The organism is Streptomyces sp. NPDC059456 (assembly GCF_042750055.1).
GTDB lineage: Bacteria > Actinomycetota > Actinomycetes > Streptomycetales > Streptomycetaceae > Streptomyces.
This window is the reverse complement of record NZ_JBHYVA010000112.1, coordinates 1-16,762: the sequence shown is the minus strand read 5'-3', so window position 1 is coordinate 16,762 and position 16,762 is coordinate 1. Positions and strand designations below refer to the sequence as shown.

Genomic DNA, 16,762 nt, shown 5'->3' with positions numbered 1-16,762 from the left:
CTCTCACTGGGTCTGGTGGGGTCGTTTTTTGTTTCACCCCCACGGCCCCAGGCCCGGCCCTAGGGGGCGGGGGTCCTGCGCTTCGCTCCGGACTTGGTTCGGGGTTCCGCTTCGCTTCACCCCGAACGGCCTGCTTCGCAGGCCTGGGTGACCCCGTTTCACGGGGTCCGGGCCTACGGTCCGTTGGGGTGGGTCCGCTCCGCTCCCCCACCCCGGGCCCTTCCGGCTCCGCCTCCAGGACCAGCCCGCAGCAAGGCGGGGCGGGCCTTTCACTCTTCCGTCTCGATGAGGGCGCCCTGCTCACCAATCCAGATCAGGGCGCCACGCTCGTCGAACCAACCAGTGACCTCGGGCCGGACAGTAGGGAGCGCCCAGCGTTCCAGTGTGCCGTCACAGAGCTCGGCCAAAAACTGGACCATGCCGCCCTCGTAATGCCACCACGGCCCATTATGCGAACAGACAGTAACCAGCCAATGCTCGGGGCCCTCCGGCACGGAAGACCACAAGAACTGGTCGCCTTCCTGCGACTCTCCCCAGGACAACAGGCTCCCCGCGACCACCTCCGGCGGGCACAAGCCGCCGAAGCCGTCAGAAGCCCACCCCTCACGCTCCTCACGCGTCCCCCGAGCCCAGCCAGTCACCTCCCCGGGATAAGGGAGACCCGGCCCCATGAAGTCATCCAGCACGAACGACGGGTACCACTCACAAAGACGCTTGAAATCAGCCGGCAGAGCAGAACCAAGCACCCCCTCAGCCGCCACCCAATCGAACACGGCCGGCTCCCGCCGGCGCACACCCGCCAGCCCCGGCACAGCACACTCCAAAACCGCAATCGCCTCATCCGCATCCACAATCCTGCGAACCGGCCTCTGAACACCTATCAACTCATCCACAACACGCACCCTGCCAGACCACTCCGACAACCCTCCCACGCCACAGAAACCGAGTGGCCACCGATGGCGGGGGGCCTCCGAACAGAACGTCGCGCCCCGAGCCCCCGGCCCAGCGCACGCGAACTTCCCCAGCACACGGCCGACCGGGGCCCGGCCGTGCCACGCTCCCCGGACTGCGCCAGCACCGAACAGGTGAGTGCATCAAATTGATGCTGCATGTACTGTTGGTGAAAATAGGCCGCATGTCTTCAATGTTTGGAGAGCGGGGCGCCGGATGCCTGTCTACGAGTACCTTCCCCACGAATTAGCTCGCCTCGGAGTCCTGAGAAAAGCGACGGTCCTCGATCCGAACCAGGTCACGGAGCTCGTACGTCTCGCGTGGGAACGCGAGACCCACACAAGCACGGGGCCACAAGAACCGACGAACCTGAGCGAGCTGCTCATAGCACAACCAGTGGCGACGCATCGCCCACGTCATGGCCGAGCTGCAGATGCCCGTCCACGAGCCCGCTGAGGACCCACGCGCGGTCCGCTATGAGGAACAGCGGCTACAGCGCCTTGAAGAGGACCGAGCGTACCTCCGGACAGCCCGATGGTCAGGCGCCCATCGAGCTGCGCAGGCATCGGGTCTACCGCATCACCGGCCGGCCTCTCGGCGAGCACGCGCCAGGCGGTGCCGACTTCGTCGTCCATCTGATGGCCGGCTCGCTCAGCGGGGCATCCCACCGAGCCTGGAACACCTACGGGCGACCCGAGAGCACCTACCGGACGAGCCACACCACCTCCGTCGAACAGGTCCTACCCGAACCAGGAGAACTGCTTTGATCCCGCTCCGAGAACACCAGGTGGATCAGAAATTGAGTTTCCGAAAGTGGGTGGGATTTTCTGCAACGTCGTCCGTGCCCCCGCAAGGCGCCCGGGCCACGATCGTGTCCGCGACCGGGTCGGGGAAAACGATCACGGCCGCCGCGTGCGCGCTGGACAGCTTCCCCGGCGGGCGGATCCTCGTCACCGTCCCGACCCTGGACCTGCTCGCGCAGACCGCCCAAGCGTGGCGCAAGGTCGGCCACCGCGCCCCGATGATCGCTGTCTGCTCGCTGGAGAACGACCCGGTCCTAAACGAGCTGAGGGTGCGCACCACCACCAACCCGATCCAGCTCGCGCTGTGGGCCGCCTCCGGGCCGGTCGTCGTGTTCGCCACGTACGCCTCCCTGGTGGACCGCGAGGACATCGACGCGACAGAGGGGAAGGTCCGCGGGCCGCTGGAGGCCGCCCTGGCGGGCGGGGAGCGGCTGTACGGGCAGCAGATGGCGGGCTTCGACCTCGCCATCGTCGACGAGGCCCACGGCACCGCCGGCGACCTCGGGCGGCCCTGGGCCGCGATCCACGACAACGCCCGGATCCCGGCCGACTTCCGGCTCTACCTCACCGCCACCCCACGCATCCTCGCCGCCGCCCGCCCGCAGAAGGGCACCGGCGGCCAGGAGGCGGAGATCGCAAGCATGGCCGACGACCCGGACGGAACCTACGGCGCCTGGCTCGCCGAACTCGGGCTGAGCGAGGCGATCGAGCGGGGCATCCTCGCCGGGTTCGAGATCGACGTCCTGGAGATCCGCGACCCCTCCCCCGTACTCGGGGAGTCCGAGGAGGCACAGCGGGGCCGGCGGCTGGCGCTGCTGCAGGCCGCCCTCCTGGAGCACGCTGCGGCGTACAACCTGCGCACGGTCATGACCTTCCACCAGAAGGTGGAGGAGGCGGCCGCGTTCGCGGAGAAGCTGCCCGAGACGGCGGCCGAGCTGTACGCCACCGACGCCTCAGACGCCGACCTGGCAGCCGCGGCCAAGCTGCCGAGGTCATCGATCGACGCCGAGTTCTACGAGCTGGAGAACAGACGCCACGTCCCGCCCGACCGTGTCTGGTCCGCATGGCTGTGCGGCGACCACCTCGTCACCGAGCGCCGCGAGGTCCTGCGGCAGTTCGCCAACGGCATCAACGCCACCAACCGGCGCGTACACCGGGCGTTCCTCGCATCCGTACGCGTCCTCGGCGAAGGCGTCGACATCACCGGCGAACGCGGCGTCGAAGCCATCTGCTTCGCCGACACCCGCGGCTCCCAAGTCGAAATCGTCCAGAACATCGGCCGCGCCCTCCGCCTCAACAAAGACGGCTCCACCAAGATCGCCCGCATCATCGTGCCCGTCTTCCTGGACCCCGGCGAGGACCCGAAGGACATGGTCGCCTCCGCCAGCTACAAGCCGCTTGTAGCGGTCCTCCAGGGCCTCCGCAGTCACGATGAACGCCTGGTCGAACAGCTCGCCTCCCGCGCCCTCACCCACGGCCAGCACAAGGTCCACCTGCGCCGCGACGAGGACGGGCAGATCGTCGGCGCCGGCGGGGAGGGCGAGGACCAGGAGGACGGCACCGACGCCGCCGCAGAGTCGGCTCTGCTCCACTTCTCCAGCCCGCGCGACGCCGCCACCATCGCCGCGTTCCTGCGCACCCGCGTCTACCGACCCGAATCCCTGGTCTGGCTCGAGGGCTACCAAGCCCTGATCCGCTGGCGGGCCGAGAACGAGATCACCGGCCTCCACGCCGTCCCCTACGACGTGGAGGTCGAGGTCGGCGTCACCAAGAACTTCCCCCTCGGCCGGTGGGTGCACCAGCAGCGCAAAGCCCAGCGGACCGGGGAGCTCGAGGACCGGCGCAAGACCCTGCTCGACACCCCGGACGCCGGCATGGTCTGGGAGCCCGGCGAAGAAGCCTGGGAAGCCAAACTCGCCACGCTCCGCTCCTACCGGCGGACCACCGGACACCTTGCGCCCCCACAGAACGCCATGTGGGGCGAGAACGACGCGATAGTGCCCATCGGACAGCACATGGCCAACCTCCGCCGCAAGGGCACGAAGAACGGCCTGGGCAAGGACCCGGACAGGGCGGCGGAGCGCGCGGCGCAGCTGACCGCGATCGACCCAGACTGGAACTGCCCGTGGCCGCTGGACTGGCAGCGCCACAACCGGATCCTGGCGGACCTGGTCGACGCCGACGGCGTCCTGCCCCACATCGCGCCGGGCGTCGTCTTCGACGGCGACGACGTCGGCCGGTGGCTCCAACAACAGAAACAGCCGGCCACCTGGACGCGGCTCCTCCCCGAGCAGCAGGAACGGCTGACCGCGCTCGGCCTACAGCCCGATCAGGCGCCCCCTCCAGCCCCTGCAACCAGCCGCGGGACAAAGGGACCGAGCAAGGCACAACAGGCATTCCAACGCGGCCTGGCGGCCCTCACACAGTGGGTAGAGCGGGAAGGCACCCACCGGCCGGTCCCGCGCAGCCACAGAGAAGAGATCACGGTCGACGGCGAAGCCGAGCCGGTGACCGTGAAGCTCGGCGTATGGATCACCAACAACAAAACCCGCCGCCGCAAACTCACCCAGGAACAGCTGGACGCACTACGGGAGCTCGGAATCGACTGGGCACAGTAGCGAGTCGCACCCTGCCGGAAATCCGCGGGAAAGGGCACCTCAGGCCCAGCCGAGAACGCCCCCCGCGCGCCTCCGGCGGGACCTTCGCGCTGCTCCGCTCCCAGCAGCGGCCCCCAGAGCGACGGCTGCGGCAAAGCCGTGGACGCGACCACCTGGGACCTCATCGTATAGGGCCTGACCTGCGTATTTACCCTCAAAAACCTAGGATGGGCACGCAACGGCGACGGCGTGGAAGCAGCTTCGGCTGCTTCGGCGACATCCGCTCATACACATGCTCAGGACGGCCCAGGGAGGGTGTTTCATGACCGAGTCCGGCAACCCCGGTGAGCCCGCGAACGTGAATGAGTACAGCGCCAGTCACATCCAGGTACTCGAGGGCCGCGAGGCGATACGCAGGCGCCCCGGCATGTACATCGGCTCGACCAGCGAGCGCGGCCTGCATCAACTGGTCTACGAGGTCGTCACGTACGCCGTCGACGAGCACCTTGCCGGCCACGCCGACACCATCGACGTCACGATCACCGCAGAGGGCGGCATTCGTGTCTCGGACAACGGGCGGGGCCTGCCCGTCGAGATGCAGGAACCCACCGGCAAGTCGGGGGTCGAACGCGAACTGACAGAGCTGTCCTTCGGCTCCAAGCCCCACACCGGCTACGCGATCTCCGGTGGCCTCAACGGACTGGGCCTTTGCGTGGTCAACGCGCTGTCGAGCCGCCTGACGGTCGAGGTCCGCCGGGACGGCCACCGGTGGACCCAGGCATACGAGAAGGGCACCCCGGTCACCCCGCTGACGAGGAAGGAAGAGACGGATCAGCACGGCACCGCGATCGCGTTCTGGCCCGACGCCGACATCTTCGAGACCACCCGCCACTCGTTCGCCACGCTGTCCGAACGCCTCCAGGAACTGGCCTTCCTCAACGAGGGCCTGGCCATCTCACTCACTGACGAGCGACCGGAGCGACCGGTCCGCTACCACCACACAGACGGCCTGCGGGCCTACGTCGCCCACCTCAACCCCTACCCCCCGAGGCTCGTTCATTCGCCCGCCATCGCCTTCGAGTCCGAGAATCAGGATGCGACGATCTCAGTGCAGGTCGCTATGCAGTGGAACACCTGGCCCACGGGAAACCTCCACTCCTTCGCGAACCACACCCGCACCCATGAGGGCGGCACACACGAACACGGCCTCCAAACCGCACTCACTGAGATCGTCAACGACCACGCGCGCCGACAGCACCTGCTCTCCCCGGACGACGAAGACATCACAGCCGAAGCCGTCCGGCAAGGACTGACCGCGGTCGTCTCCGTAAAACTCGCCCACCCCACCTTCGAAGGCGCCACCAGAACCAGACTCAGCAATCCCGAAGCAGACGCCTACGTCCAGGCAGTCATCCGCACACACCTCACCGACTGGCTCGACCACCACCCGAACGAAGCCGCAGCCATCACCCGCCACATCCTCAACACCCACACCTGACGAGGGAAGGCACAACGAATGAGCTTCAGCCGGTGTGAACGTGCGGGCTGGTGACAGCCAATCTCCCACCACTCGATCACTCCGGGGCAGCAGTCCGGTCACCCCATGACAGCCAAGATCCGAAGCCCTGCAGGGCACAGGCAGGAACAACAGCCTCGACCCAGCTGACACTCACCCAATGCCACCAACACACCCCTTCACATTTCCGCGCGCACCAGCTCCCCGAGTGCCCTCCGGAGCCACCAGGACATGTCCGGCTCCGCGGGGCACCGGCGCCGGTGATCAAGCATGAGCAAACCGTCGCGCCCACCGCCACCAGGGGCTTGACGAACATCCGCCACCGCCCGAGGAACCCCGCCCCCGAAGCGCCCAGGCCGGAGCCACGGTGTGCAGGGCGCAACCTGCGGCAGATCTCGACTGTGCACAACGATGCCGGTCATTGTCAGGGGCACGCTATAGCTTTGATCTTGGTGGGTTCCACGCCGGGCGCTGACAGGCGTGGAGAGGACGAGCGACCCACATGGGCAAGGAAAGAGGGCAAATGGTCAAGTTCAAGGTGACGGCGGTTGCCGCTGCGATGCTGGCGTTCGGAGGTGTCGTCACGACAACGACCGCCGCTCAGGCCTCGACGGTGCAGGGGTACGTCAACGGGTTCGGCGCGGTCGGTGACGACTGGTCCGACGAAGGCGTGGTCTCCATGTCGCAGCACGCCAACAGTGGCGCGACCGGACTGTGGCAGTCGGTGCTGTACGCGGACGGGCTGCTGTCGGCGACCGACATCGACTGCAAGTTCGGCCCGAAGACGGACGCCGCCACCCGCACGTGGCAGGCCCACAACCTCGGCGCATCCCAAGCGGACGGCGCAGTCGGCAACAAGACGTTCGGCGCCGCGAGCAGCCGACTCCACTACGGCGGCGTCAACGTCAGCACCGACAGCGTGTCCTACACCGGCACCGCCCACCAGGTCATCTACGCGCGCGACCTCAAGACGGGCCAGTACTTCGGCATCACTCCCTACGTCACCGTCAGCTCCTCTTACAGCAACGGCAGCTGCTGACCGGAGCCGGACCGACAGGCGTCAGCCTCGGTCTGCGCCGGACAAGGCGCTGGTGATCAGGCGAGTAGCGTAGCCGTGGCCGCCGGTCAGCGAGTTGGTCCGGGTGGTGATGTGCTGTCACCACCCGGACCGTGCGAAGCGAAGCGGAAAACCTCCGCGAAGGGAGGTCAGGATGCCCCGCGACGTGTTCCGGTGCCGGGGCTCTGAAGGGCGTTAGAGGCCGTAGCTGCTCAGGAACATGCCCTTTGTCGGTACGTAACCCCAGCAGTCATACGCGTTTGCCGGCTGATCGCGTGCAATTGCCCGGAAGATGATGTCGCCCGTTTCGCGGCCCACGATGCCATCAGCCTTCAAGCCCGCGCGACGTTGCAGCTCCCTGACGGCATTGTCAGTCCGGGGCCCCCAAATGCCATCCGTGACCACGACATCACTTGCGGTGCCGAGACCGACCGCGCGTACGCCGGTCTGAACGCAGTACACCGCTTTGCCCTGCATGCCAGAGCGAACGTAAGGGGCGTTGTGCTCAGCGTGGGCGCTGGTGCCGGCCATGAGTACCGTTGCCCCCGCCAGGCCCAAAGCCCCCATTGCACGTGCCATGCGTGTTGTGACCATGGAACGAATCCTCATGAAGTTCCCCCTTGTTCTACAGACTCCACTCCCCCGGAAGGGTGCCGGAGCGAATTGGTGATCATGTTATACGTTGTTATTCAGCCGGGCTCAGGGTGCATGGGGGCACGGCCTCACGACCCGACCAGGGAGCCGTCCCCTCGGCGTCCGACTGCTTACTCAGCCCGAGCCCGTTGCTGCAGCTGTCCCTGACTGCGCGTCCCGTACGAGCTCGTGGAGCTCGGCAGCGGAGTCGGCAGCGAGCCGGTAAATGCCCCGGAGGCTCACCGACCGGATCAGTCGCCCCGAACGGCAGTCGGTCTGCGCCCGAACGGCCCGCTGAGCGAGCCCGTCCCGTACAGCCTCTTCGCCGGTGCAGGCTCCCAACCTCCGAGGTTCGCACGTGCCGGCGCATCGGGGAGGGCCGGCGTCTCAGCGGAGTCGTGCTCAGTCGGCGAGAAGGGCAGAGAGCTGGGGCGAGTACGTCGAGTGCAGTACGAGCGAGGCACCGCCCACCACGGCGGCGTCCGTGCCGAGGGGAGACGCCTTGACCTCGACGACCCGGATGCTGCGAGACAGCGGTCGGGTGGCGAGGGTGACGGCGAGGACCAGGAGGACAGCGCCGACGCGGCAGCCGAATCGGCGCTGCACCCGCGTCTACCGGCCGGAGTCGCTGGTGTGGCTGGAGGGCTACCAAGCCCCGCGGCGGTAGCGGGCGGAGAAAGAGCTCAACGGCGTCCACGCCGTGCCCGATGACGTGGAGGAGGTCGGCGTCACCAAGGACTTCCCACTCGGGCGGCGGGTACACCAACAGCGCAAGGCCCTGCGGGCCGGGGAGCTCGAGGACCGGCGCAAGGTCCTCCTGGACGCACCGGAGGCCGGCATGGTCTGGGAGCCGGGCGAAGAAGCCTGGGGGCCAAACTCGCCACGCTCCGCTCCTACCGGCGGACCACCGACACCTCGCACCCCGGCAGGACCCGGTATGGGGCGAGAACGACGAGATGCTGCCCATCGGGCAGCACATGGCCAACCTCCGCCGCAAAGGCACGAAGAACGGACTCGGGAAGAACGAGGACACCGCCACGACCCGGGCCGCGCAGCTCGCCGCAATCGACAAGGACTGGAACTGCCCCTGGCCACTCGACTGGCAACGGCACTACCGCGTCCGCGGCCAGCCGCGGGGCGGAAGGGGGCCAAGCAAGGCACAGCAGGCGTTCCAGCGGGGCCTGGAAGCCCTCACCCAGTGGGTAGAGCGGGAAGGCACCCACCGGCCCGTCCCCCGCACCCACGGCGAAGAGATCACATCACGCTCGAGGGCGAGACGGAGCCGGTGACCGTGAAACTCGGCGTATGGGTCACCAACACCAAAACCCGACGCCACAAACTCACCGCCGAGCAGCGTGCCGCCCTCGCCGGGTTGGGCGTGGACTGGGCGTAACACGCCACCACGCCCGTCGTTGAGCCGGGAGGTCAGCGAAGTGCAGGCCCCGGGAAGTCGTCACTCCCAGGGCCTTCGCCATGCCCTCCGGCACCGGATGGTGGTGCAACACGGACTGCAACACAGGTCCCTTGACGGCTGTTGGGTCGCGTTTGCGCAGGTCAGGGATGCAACACGCAGGCGTGTTGCAGCGTCGGTGCTGCACGGCCCACCAGGTCCGCGACCTGTTCTCCGTGTTCCCCTCGGACGCCCTCCAGACCCTGCACGATCGCCACGCGCCAGGCACCCGCAGGAACAGGAGCCGGTTCCGGCCCCTGTACCGGTGTTCCTTCATTCCCGAGCAATGGCGGCGCTGGGACTTCAGGGTTTGGTCAGCGTTCGGCGCCGGCGGGGGTGGTCGCGCCGACGGGGGTGGTTGCGCTGGGACGGTCGGACTGGCAGCGCTGCTTCTCCGAGGCGGTCAGGGGACCGGTGCGCTGGTAGACCCGGTCGGAGAGGCTGGTCGAGGGGTGGTCGATGACGGTGTGGAGGCGCCAGTCGTAGTTGGGGTCGGTGGCCTTGGTGGTGGCGTGGAACCATCCTTCGGTGCGCTGGCGGGAGGCCTGGGTTTCGATCCAGGAGGCTTCGGCCGGCTGGACGATCTCGGTGACGGAGCGCTCTTGCGTGGTGTTCCAGGCGGGGTTGAGGCCCGTGCCCTGGGTGTACTGCTGGGCCATGTTGGTCGGGGTTCCGGTGCCGCTGCCGGGCAGGCCGGCGGCTGCGGGCAGGTCACCGTAGGAGCGGTTGGCGGTGGAGACCGGGCGGGTGCGGTTGAGGGTGTTGCGGGTGCAGTTGAAGTAGGTTTCCGCGGCGACTCGCGCAGGGGCGTAGTAGCTGAACGAGTAGTCGTCCTCGGTGGTGAACGTGCAGCGGTTCGCGGCGCCGTTGCAATAGGAGACGGCGTCCGCTGCGGTGCGCCGATCGTTGCCGTAGAAGGCTTCTGAGGCGGGCAGGGCGCCGGCCGGGATGGTCTTGTCGACCGGCGGCGGTTCCTGGGTGGCGCGGACGTTGGTGATCAGTGGTCCGCAGTTGCCGGAGGCGTTCTGGGCGGCGGGGACGGTGGAGGTGAAGGTGAGCAGTGGTTCGTTGGCCGCGGCGGTGAAGGTGAGGGTGACTCCTGTGCGCCAGGCCGGCTTCCAGTAGGTGCCGGACTTTTCGGTGGTGGGCAGGGTCGTCTGGTCGGTCAGGGCTCCGCCCTCACCCTGGACGGTGTAGGTCTGGCCCTTTTCGAGTGCGGCGGCGGTGCACGAGCTGGAGACGCTGGGGCTCTCGTCGTAGGTGACGGTGACCTTCGCCCCGGTGCGTACTTCGCGCAGTCGCTGCTTGAGCCCGTTGGCGGCTTCGCCGGGGAGGCGGAGCATGGCCGCGGTCAGGCCGGCGGGATGACCGGCGGTGGCGGCGTTCCAGCGCCAGACCCCGCCGGTCGTGCCGGTCCCCGAGGTGGAGCCGACCGACCATGCGTGGGGGTTGGCGCTGGTGTTGACGCTGGTGAAGGCGGGTTGGGCGAAGTCGCCGTTGAGGACGGTGACCGTTACGGGGGCGGCTGCCCGGGCGGGCGGGACGGCTACGGAGGCCTGGGCGGCGGCCGTGACGGCAAGCAGTCCGAGGCACAGGCTCAGGCCGATGACCGGCGCGGTACGGGTCAGGGTGCGGGCGGCGCCGGCTGGGCGCGGGCGGGTTTTCATGGCGTTCTCCACAGCGTTCGGCGGGGGGTCAGGGCGCGTCGGGGGTGAGCACGTCGCGGTCCTTGAACCGGGAGCCCTCGGGCAGGTTCGCGGGTGTCAGGCCTCGGGGCGGGGCGGGGGTGGGGGTGGTGGTGTCTTCGGTTCCGGTCTTGCCCTCCGGGCGCAGGCGGTCGCAGGTGTTGCCGGGCACGGTGAAGGTGTCCGCGACGAAGGTGCTGGTGTTGACGGTGGAGGGTCCGTCCACGACCACCTTGCGAATGCCGAGGCCGCTGCCCGTGGTGATCTCTCCGGCGATGCGCTGCATGGCGGAGCTGGCGCCGAAGACGAGTGCGTCGCCGGGGCGGACGGTGGTGTTGTAGGTGGTCTTCTCGATCTGTTCAGTGGTCCAGCTGCGCTGGTAGGCGAGTTTGAAGGCGCCCTCGAAAGCGCCCTTGACGCCGAGGGAGCCGGCGATCTTTCCGCTGCCTGAGGCTCCGGCCTCGGCGCCGACGGTGGCTGTGGGGCCCTTCGACTTGTCCGGGGTGGAGAACTCGCCGCTGCCCTTGGCGTTGACGCCGGCGGTGACCTCGCCGGAGGTGTTGATCGTGCCCTCGATGGCGATCTTGCCGGTGATCTCACCGCCCAGGTTGTCGCTGCTCGACGTGCGCAGGGTGATCTCCCGGGCGACCGTGATGGCGTCCCTGGTGCAGTTCACGACCGCGTTGCCCAGGGACTTGACGGCGCTGTAGTACTCGCCGGACGCGGCGCGGTTGATCTCGAAGCGGCAGCCGCCGGGGTGCGAGGCGCAATACTCGGTGACCTTCTGCGTCGAGGCGAGCGCGGTCTTCCCCTCATAGGCCACCGGGGTCGGGACCTCGGGCGGAGCGGTGGCGTAGGAGGAGCCGGTGGTGCAGGTCAGCGCGAGGAGGGCCGCGGTGGCGGCCAGGGCCGTACGCCGGCCCGGGACGTGAGCGGTCATCTTCGCCTTCACCGGTTCATCTCCCCGCACAGAGAAGTCATTTCGGATGATTGGGAGAGTCCGGCCGGCAGGTCGGCGGTGAAGGAAGCACACGTGCCCGACAGGGCGGACGCGGCGTTCCCGGACGGCTCGGGCTTCATCGTGCCGAGCTCGCCTCGGGCCTGCGCCATGTCGGTCTCCTGCGTCGTGCCGCCGCCGATCAGCTCCGTCATGCACGACTTGGACTCCGCCGTGCACTTCTGGGCCGCCTCCTTCGCGGCCCCGATGTCCTGCTTGGCTGCGTCGGTGTCCTGCTTCGCGGCATCACGGTCCTTGTCCACGGCCCCGCGCTCCTCGGGCGAGGCCGAGCAGGGCTTGGCCTCGCCGCCGGGGCACGGCTCCTCGTCGTCAACCGGCGCCGCGAGGACGGTGAACCGGTGCGTGGAGACAGGTGAGTCGGACAACGACAGTGCGGCTGCCGCGGGCGAGAGGCCGCAGGCCAGGGCGAGAGTCGCGATGGATACGGCGATGGGGACACGGATAGTACGGGGGATTTTGCGCATGCCGAACACGCCCCTTCCGGGGTGACACGACGAACGGGAGTCGCACCCAAACCGGATGCATACTCAACGTAACAGTTCGCTACAGATCGTGACCAGTCTCGTGATCATGGTTCACCCGAATTGCCCGTAACCCCGACACCAGGCCACTGATCACACAAGCAGCCGCCCGGCACCCGACCAAGGCCACCACCTGCCCCTCATCACCCGCCGGTTCGCCGCCTGCAGCGCGCACAGCGCCCGTGGCCTGAGGGCCCCGTCCCGCACCCAGTTACTCAGGAGCTCTCGGCAAGGCGGCAAACCAAGGGCTGTGGCGGACCTACCAGCAGCTTCCGTCATCCTCTGATGCCTTCGTGCCGCTAGTGGGAGAGACATGCCCGACCGACCGTCTCGGAACCCATCCACCTCCCCCGCCGGCACCCCCACCCCGGGGCAGCGAGCCGACGCCCGGAGCGACCGCGCTCGGCTCCGCCAGGCCGCTCGCGACGTGTACGCCCTCGACGGCACCGACGTGCCCTCCAGCGCAATCGCCCGCCGAGCCGGTGTGGGTGCCGCCACCCGCGCCCGCCGGGTGGGCACACGACCCTCGGCATCGCACTCTGGTGCCTCACATCATGTTGATCTCCAGCGGCTGCGATTGATCACGGCGGCCCGCTGTGGGTGCGTCCGGGGAAGTGCTGTGGACTATGCGGTGCTGGCTGGGTGTGGTTCCGTAGTGTTGCAGGAACAACTGCCTCATCGTCTCGGCGGAGCTGAACCCGCAGCGCCTCGCAACTGAGGCCAGTGGCAGGGCCGTGGAGACGAGGAGCTGCGAGGCCGCCTCGGCTCTGGCGGTGCGTACGAACTGGGCTGGGGTCTGCCCGAGGTGGTCGAGGAACAGCCGGGCCAGATGACGTCCGCTGACTCCCGCGTACGTGGCGAGCGCGGTGGCGCTGAGGTCGCCGTCAAGGTGTCCAGTGATGTGTTCGACGGTCCGTTGCACGGTCCCGTCCTGGGGAGCCGGTGCGCCGACGAACATGCTGATCTGGGCCTGATTGCCCGGTCTTTGGAGGTAGGTCACCATCATCCGGGCCAGCATCCGGGCGAGGGTCGGGCCGTGGTCCTCCTCGATAAACGCGAGAGTGAGGTCCAGCGCCCCGGTGACGCCAGCCGAGGTGCAGACGTGCTCGTCGCGAAGGTACAGCGGCGCGGCGTCGACGTGAACGGCCGGGTGACGCTGCGCAAGGTTGCGCGCGTACGCCCAGTGGGTCGTGACGCGCCTGCCGTCGAGCAGCCCGGTGGCCGCCAGCACACTCGCACCCGTGCACACCGAGGCGACCCGATGGCTGACTCCGGCCAGGCGACGCACGTGCTCGACCAGCCGAGTGTTCTGCGCCGCCGCGGCGTGGCCCGGCCCGCCGACGACCAGCAGTGTGTCGACCGGACCGCGGGTACGTTCCAGGGCGGCCTGCGCGCCCAGGACCAATCCTGAGGAGCAGCGCACCGGGCGGCCCTGCGGGGTGACCAGGCGGACCTCGTAGGGCGGACTCGCATGGAGGCGGTTCGCACCGTCGAAGGCGCTGGTCACGCAGGCGACCTCCACCAGCTCCACATCGTCGTAGGCCACGACCACCACGCGGTGGCGGACAGCTGTCGTCATGCGTTCGACACTACCTGGCCCGACTCCAGGACAGGCATCCCAGGATTTCGGACATCGGTTCCGCAGACTTCCCCGTTCGGCGGCAGCTGTGGGTGAGAGTCGTCGGAGTCGCCAGGCGGTTCACCGCCGGCCCACGACCACCACCGATCAATTTCAGGAGACTTGTCATGCCCGAAACCCCGCCCGCACCGTCCGAGGCACCGGTGAAGACCATCGCTTTCGTGCTGTACCCGGGCCTCACCCCGCTGGACATCGTCGGCCCGCTGCAGGTCTTCGCCGCGTTGTCCGACCTGGTCCCCGGCTACCGCACCGTTGTGGTCGGCGAGCGGATCGAGCCGATGGGAAGCGACACCCCGCTGTCCCTGGTGCCCAGCCACACCTTCGAGGAAATGCCGGATCCATACGCGGTGATCGTGCCTGGCGGCCTCGTCCCTACCCTTGCCGCAATGGCCGACGAGAATCTCCTGCAAAACCTGCGCGAGACGGCGTCGCGCTCCGAGCTCGTCGGCTCGGTGTGCACCGGATCGCTGTTGCTTGCAGCGGCAGGGCTCCTGGAAGGCCGCCAGGCCACCACGCACTGGATGTACCGAGACCTGCTCACCCGCTTTGGAGCAATGCCGGTCCCCCGGCGCTGGGTTGAAGACGGGCTCTTCATCACCGCGGCCGGCGTCTCGGCCGGTATCGACATGGCTCTGCATCTTGTCGGCCGCCTCGCCGGTGAGGAGGTCGCACGGATAGTCCAGCTGTTCATCGAGTACGACCCCGAGCCGCCCTTCGGGCCGATCGACTGGACACCCGCCGACAGCGGTCGGTACGCGCCCTTCGCCCGCCAACTGCTCCAGACCGCTCTCACCGACCACCCAGCCCTGCTGGCGCACCTGAGCAACTGAGCTCGGTGGCTGGGCGGGCGGGGCCGGGCTTCCGATCGGGCGTGGCGGGCCCGCCCACCGGTTGGCTACGGCCCCTGCACCCGCACTGGGGCCGACGCAGGTGCCCCGGGGTGGCGGTCAGTCACTCCTGCACGAGGCAGGGGTCAAGTTCGCTACCGACGCCCCGCAATGATGCAGGTCAGAGGGCCGTGGAGATATTCAGGGCGGAGCATTCAAAAAGATTTTCAGATCTTGTGTGACATGCGTTGTGTCGGGAACAGTTGCCAGGTCAGTCAGGACGCCAGTCCGGCCCCGCCTCCCAGCGCGCGCACGGCTACCCCGCGGGAACGGCGCGACCCGCCCGGCGTCGAAGCAGCAGAAACAGTCGAACGAGCAGGACGCGGCGCAGAAACGCGGCACCCATGATTGGAGACCAGCGCGCTCGGATCGCCGGGCTCGGGATCGTCCTGGCTTGGCTCTAGGGTCCGTCTTCAAGTAGTAGAAGCAGATCATCAGAGCGAGCGTGAAGATCGTGTCGGTCAGGACGTTCTCGCTGACCAGGCTCATCACGGTGTAGAAGGCGCCGGTGGCGATGCCAGCCACGACCGTGGCGCGGCCCGGGGTCTTGAAGCGCTCGTGGACCTTGGCGTACGAGGCCGGCAGCGCCTCGTAGGTCCACATGGCGAGGATCGTACGGGCCACCGGAATGAAGGTGGTCTGCAGGGAGGCGGCGGCCGAGGCGGGGACGGCGGCGAAGAGCAGGATGCCGAGCCATGCGTGAGCCGTCGATTCCGGGCACGGGCCAGACCGGCGCCGGATTCCACGGCTGTGTCCCAATCCCGTCGATTCCCACAACGGACCAGACCTTCGACCGTAGATCCCAGGCGCTCCATTCACCGATTCTCGCGCGCACGGGACAGAGACCAGCGTCGACCCGATCCGCCACGGCCTGCTCCGTCGATTCCCGCGCGTACGGGACGTACTTGTTGTGGTACCGGTAGTCGCTGCTCGTGTCCCGTCGATTCCCATGTGTACGGGACCGACCGACGTCTCACGGCCATCAGCCTCTCGGTCTCACGTCGATTCCCGTGCGTACGGCTGGACAAGACGACCCGCGACTCGGACTGCCGACGCATCCGGCGATTCCCGCGCGTACGGGTTGGAGACTTCCTGACCTGCGGGTGCTTGTAGGTTCGTATAGGGAGGTCGCCGTTGGCGCACACGGCATGGAGCCGGAGGACAGCTTCGGCTCCGGATGGAACCCAGCGGACGCCGCTGATGCCGAGGCGGTCGGCAATCAGGTGGCGGCAGGCGCGCTCGAGCGCGCCGGTAGCAATCGGCCAGCCGTTGACCAGAGCCAGCACTCTCCCCTCCGCTCCCTCATCCCTTCCCTCCACCCACCCCCTCCCCCGTTTCCAATCCTCTCCGTTCGATCTTCCCTCTCCTCCGTTTCGTTCCCCTCCCCACCTCTCCTCATCTCTTCCCCCCCCCCCCAGCCCTCACGCCGCCTGCAACCCGCTCCCTCCCTCACCCGCTCCTCTCCCCCTCCCTCCACCTACAAGTCCGGCAAGTCACCAGCTGTATTACCGCGTCTGACCAGGCACAATGCAGGGAGCCCCCAGAAACCGCTCACCTCTTTGTCTCCCCGCATGTCTCCCCCCTTACTTCCCCCCATGGTTCCCCCCACGGATACCCCCGTGCTGCGCGCCTGCCCGGACCGCAGGCGACGACCAGGCGTCACCCGCCGACTCCCCCCAGGGCTACCGACCCGCCCGTGCACGCCAGCGACACAGGCCTGTTGCGAACACACGCGAAAGTTCACCCAAGCGAACGCGCCCGGGCCGGCCGCTGCGGACTCCAGCTCTTGCACGCACCATCCGACAGCAGGGGCAGGGCATCGACGCCCCGCACGTCGACCCCTGGAATCCTTGACTCCTCCCCCTCGCAAACGAGGGGGATTCCTAGCTCACTTCGCCTGACCCCCGGCGGGGGTGCAGGTCTTACAAGATCAGCACTAGCCGGGTACGAGACCAGCCCGGACGAGCATCACGCGGGCGGAGTTCTTGTCCCTGGGGGACACGGT

General features: G+C 68.3%; 11 protein-coding genes and 3 pseudogenes. 6 read left to right on the top strand and 8 right to left on the bottom strand.

Annotated elements, in window-relative coordinates:
- Positions 1-269: 269 nt before the first annotated feature.
- Positions 270-893, bottom strand: coding sequence for a hypothetical protein (locus ACFXA3_RS13105; protein WP_385186011.1), 624 nt, complete (start codon positions 891-893; stop codon positions 270-272).
- Positions 894-1,451: 558 nt separating this feature from the next.
- Here ACFXA3_RS13105 and ACFXA3_RS13100 point away from each other — a divergent pair.
- The 4 genes from ACFXA3_RS13100 to ACFXA3_RS13085 all read left to right on the top strand — a co-directional run bounded on the left by ACFXA3_RS13100 (position 1,452) and on the right by ACFXA3_RS13085 (position 6,906).
- The gene (locus tag ACFXA3_RS13100; RefSeq protein ID WP_385186008.1) at positions 1,452-1,718 is read left to right on the top strand and encodes a hypothetical protein; all 267 of its coding nucleotides are present in this window, start codon (positions 1,452-1,454) and stop codon (positions 1,716-1,718) included.
- Positions 1,715-4,372, top strand: a complete 2,658-nt coding sequence (locus tag ACFXA3_RS13095) for a Helicase associated domain protein (RefSeq protein ID WP_385186005.1) — start codon at positions 1,715-1,717, stop codon at positions 4,370-4,372. The genes ACFXA3_RS13100 and ACFXA3_RS13095 overlap by 4 nt, the downstream gene beginning before the upstream one ends.
- Before the next feature lie 301 nt (positions 4,373-4,673).
- Positions 4,674-5,849: an ATP-binding protein gene (locus tag ACFXA3_RS13090; protein ID WP_385186002.1), complete on the top strand. Its 1,176-nt coding sequence runs from the start codon at positions 4,674-4,676 to the stop codon at positions 5,847-5,849.
- A gap of 541 nt (positions 5,850-6,390) precedes the next feature.
- The gene (locus tag ACFXA3_RS13085) at positions 6,391-6,906 is read left to right on the top strand and encodes a peptidoglycan-binding protein (protein WP_385185999.1); all 516 of its coding nucleotides are present in this window, start codon (positions 6,391-6,393) and stop codon (positions 6,904-6,906) included.
- A 213-nt stretch (positions 6,907-7,119) separates the two neighbouring features.
- Here ACFXA3_RS13085 and ACFXA3_RS13080 read toward each other — a convergent pair whose 3' ends face one another.
- Positions 7,120-7,518 carry a peptidoglycan-binding protein gene (locus ACFXA3_RS13080; protein ID WP_385185997.1) on the bottom strand — a complete coding sequence of 133 codons (399 nt, stop codon included), beginning with the start codon at positions 7,516-7,518 and terminating at the stop codon, positions 7,120-7,122.
- A 552-nt stretch (positions 7,519-8,070) separates the two neighbouring features.
- On the opposite strand from ACFXA3_RS13080, the pseudogene ACFXA3_RS13075 reads away from it, so the two are divergent.
- Positions 8,071-8,950 (top strand): annotated as a pseudogene (locus tag ACFXA3_RS13075) (helicase associated domain-containing protein); the annotation flags it as partial.
- Positions 8,951-9,321: 371 nt separating this feature from the next.
- Here the strand turns inward: ACFXA3_RS13075 and ACFXA3_RS13070 are convergent.
- From ACFXA3_RS13070 to ACFXA3_RS13055, 4 genes are all read right to left on the bottom strand, one after another.
- Positions 9,322-10,674, bottom strand: a complete 1,353-nt coding sequence (locus tag ACFXA3_RS13070) for a hypothetical protein (protein WP_385185994.1) — start codon at positions 10,672-10,674, stop codon at positions 9,322-9,324.
- Positions 10,675-10,702: 28 nt separating this feature from the next.
- Positions 10,703-11,632 carry a hypothetical protein gene (locus tag ACFXA3_RS13065; protein WP_385185991.1) on the bottom strand — a complete coding sequence of 310 codons (930 nt, stop codon included), beginning with the start codon at positions 11,630-11,632 and terminating at the stop codon, positions 10,703-10,705.
- An 8-nt stretch (positions 11,633-11,640) separates the two neighbouring features.
- On the bottom strand, positions 11,641-12,075 hold the full coding sequence (locus ACFXA3_RS13060) for a hypothetical protein (protein WP_385185988.1): 435 nt from the start codon (positions 12,073-12,075) through the stop codon (positions 11,641-11,643).
- A 703-nt stretch (positions 12,076-12,778) separates the two neighbouring features.
- A complete protein-coding gene (locus tag ACFXA3_RS13055) occupies positions 12,779-13,810 on the bottom strand; it encodes a GlxA family transcriptional regulator (RefSeq protein WP_385185985.1) in 1,032 nt (343 codons plus the stop codon).
- Between the two features lie 167 nt (positions 13,811-13,977).
- Between ACFXA3_RS13055 and ACFXA3_RS13050 the strand changes: the two genes are divergently transcribed.
- Positions 13,978-14,700 carry a DJ-1/PfpI family protein gene (locus ACFXA3_RS13050; protein ID WP_385185982.1) on the top strand — a complete coding sequence of 241 codons (723 nt, stop codon included), beginning with the start codon at positions 13,978-13,980 and terminating at the stop codon, positions 14,698-14,700.
- Positions 14,701-15,165: 465 nt separating this feature from the next.
- On the opposite strand, the pseudogene ACFXA3_RS13045 reads toward ACFXA3_RS13050, so the two are convergent.
- Positions 15,166-15,450: pseudogene (locus tag ACFXA3_RS13045) on the bottom strand (amino acid transporter); the annotation flags it as partial.
- Between the two features lie 434 nt (positions 15,451-15,884).
- Positions 15,885-16,037 (bottom strand): annotated as a pseudogene (locus ACFXA3_RS13040) (ISKra4 family transposase); the annotation flags it as partial.
- Between the last annotated feature and the right edge of the window lie 725 nt (positions 16,038-16,762).

Coding starts and splice junctions, on each gene's coding strand:
- ACFXA3_RS13055 (WP_385185985.1), bottom strand. CDS start 13,810: ATGACGACAGCTGTCCGCCACCGCGTGGTGGTCGTGGCCTACGACGAT.
- ACFXA3_RS13070 (WP_385185994.1), bottom strand. CDS start 10,674: ATGAAAACCCGCCCGCGCCCAGCCGGCGCCGCCCGCACCCTGACCCGT.
- ACFXA3_RS13085 (WP_385185999.1), top strand. CDS start 6,391: ATGGTCAAGTTCAAGGTGACGGCGGTTGCCGCTGCGATGCTGGCGTTC.
- ACFXA3_RS13065 (WP_385185991.1), bottom strand. CDS start 11,632: ATGACCGCTCACGTCCCGGGCCGGCGTACGGCCCTGGCCGCCACCGCG.
- ACFXA3_RS13080 (WP_385185997.1), bottom strand. CDS start 7,518: ATGGTCACAACACGCATGGCACGTGCAATGGGGGCTTTGGGCCTGGCG.
- ACFXA3_RS13090 (WP_385186002.1), top strand. CDS start 4,674: ATGACCGAGTCCGGCAACCCCGGTGAGCCCGCGAACGTGAATGAGTAC.
- ACFXA3_RS13050 (WP_385185982.1), top strand. CDS start 13,978: ATGCCCGAAACCCCGCCCGCACCGTCCGAGGCACCGGTGAAGACCATC.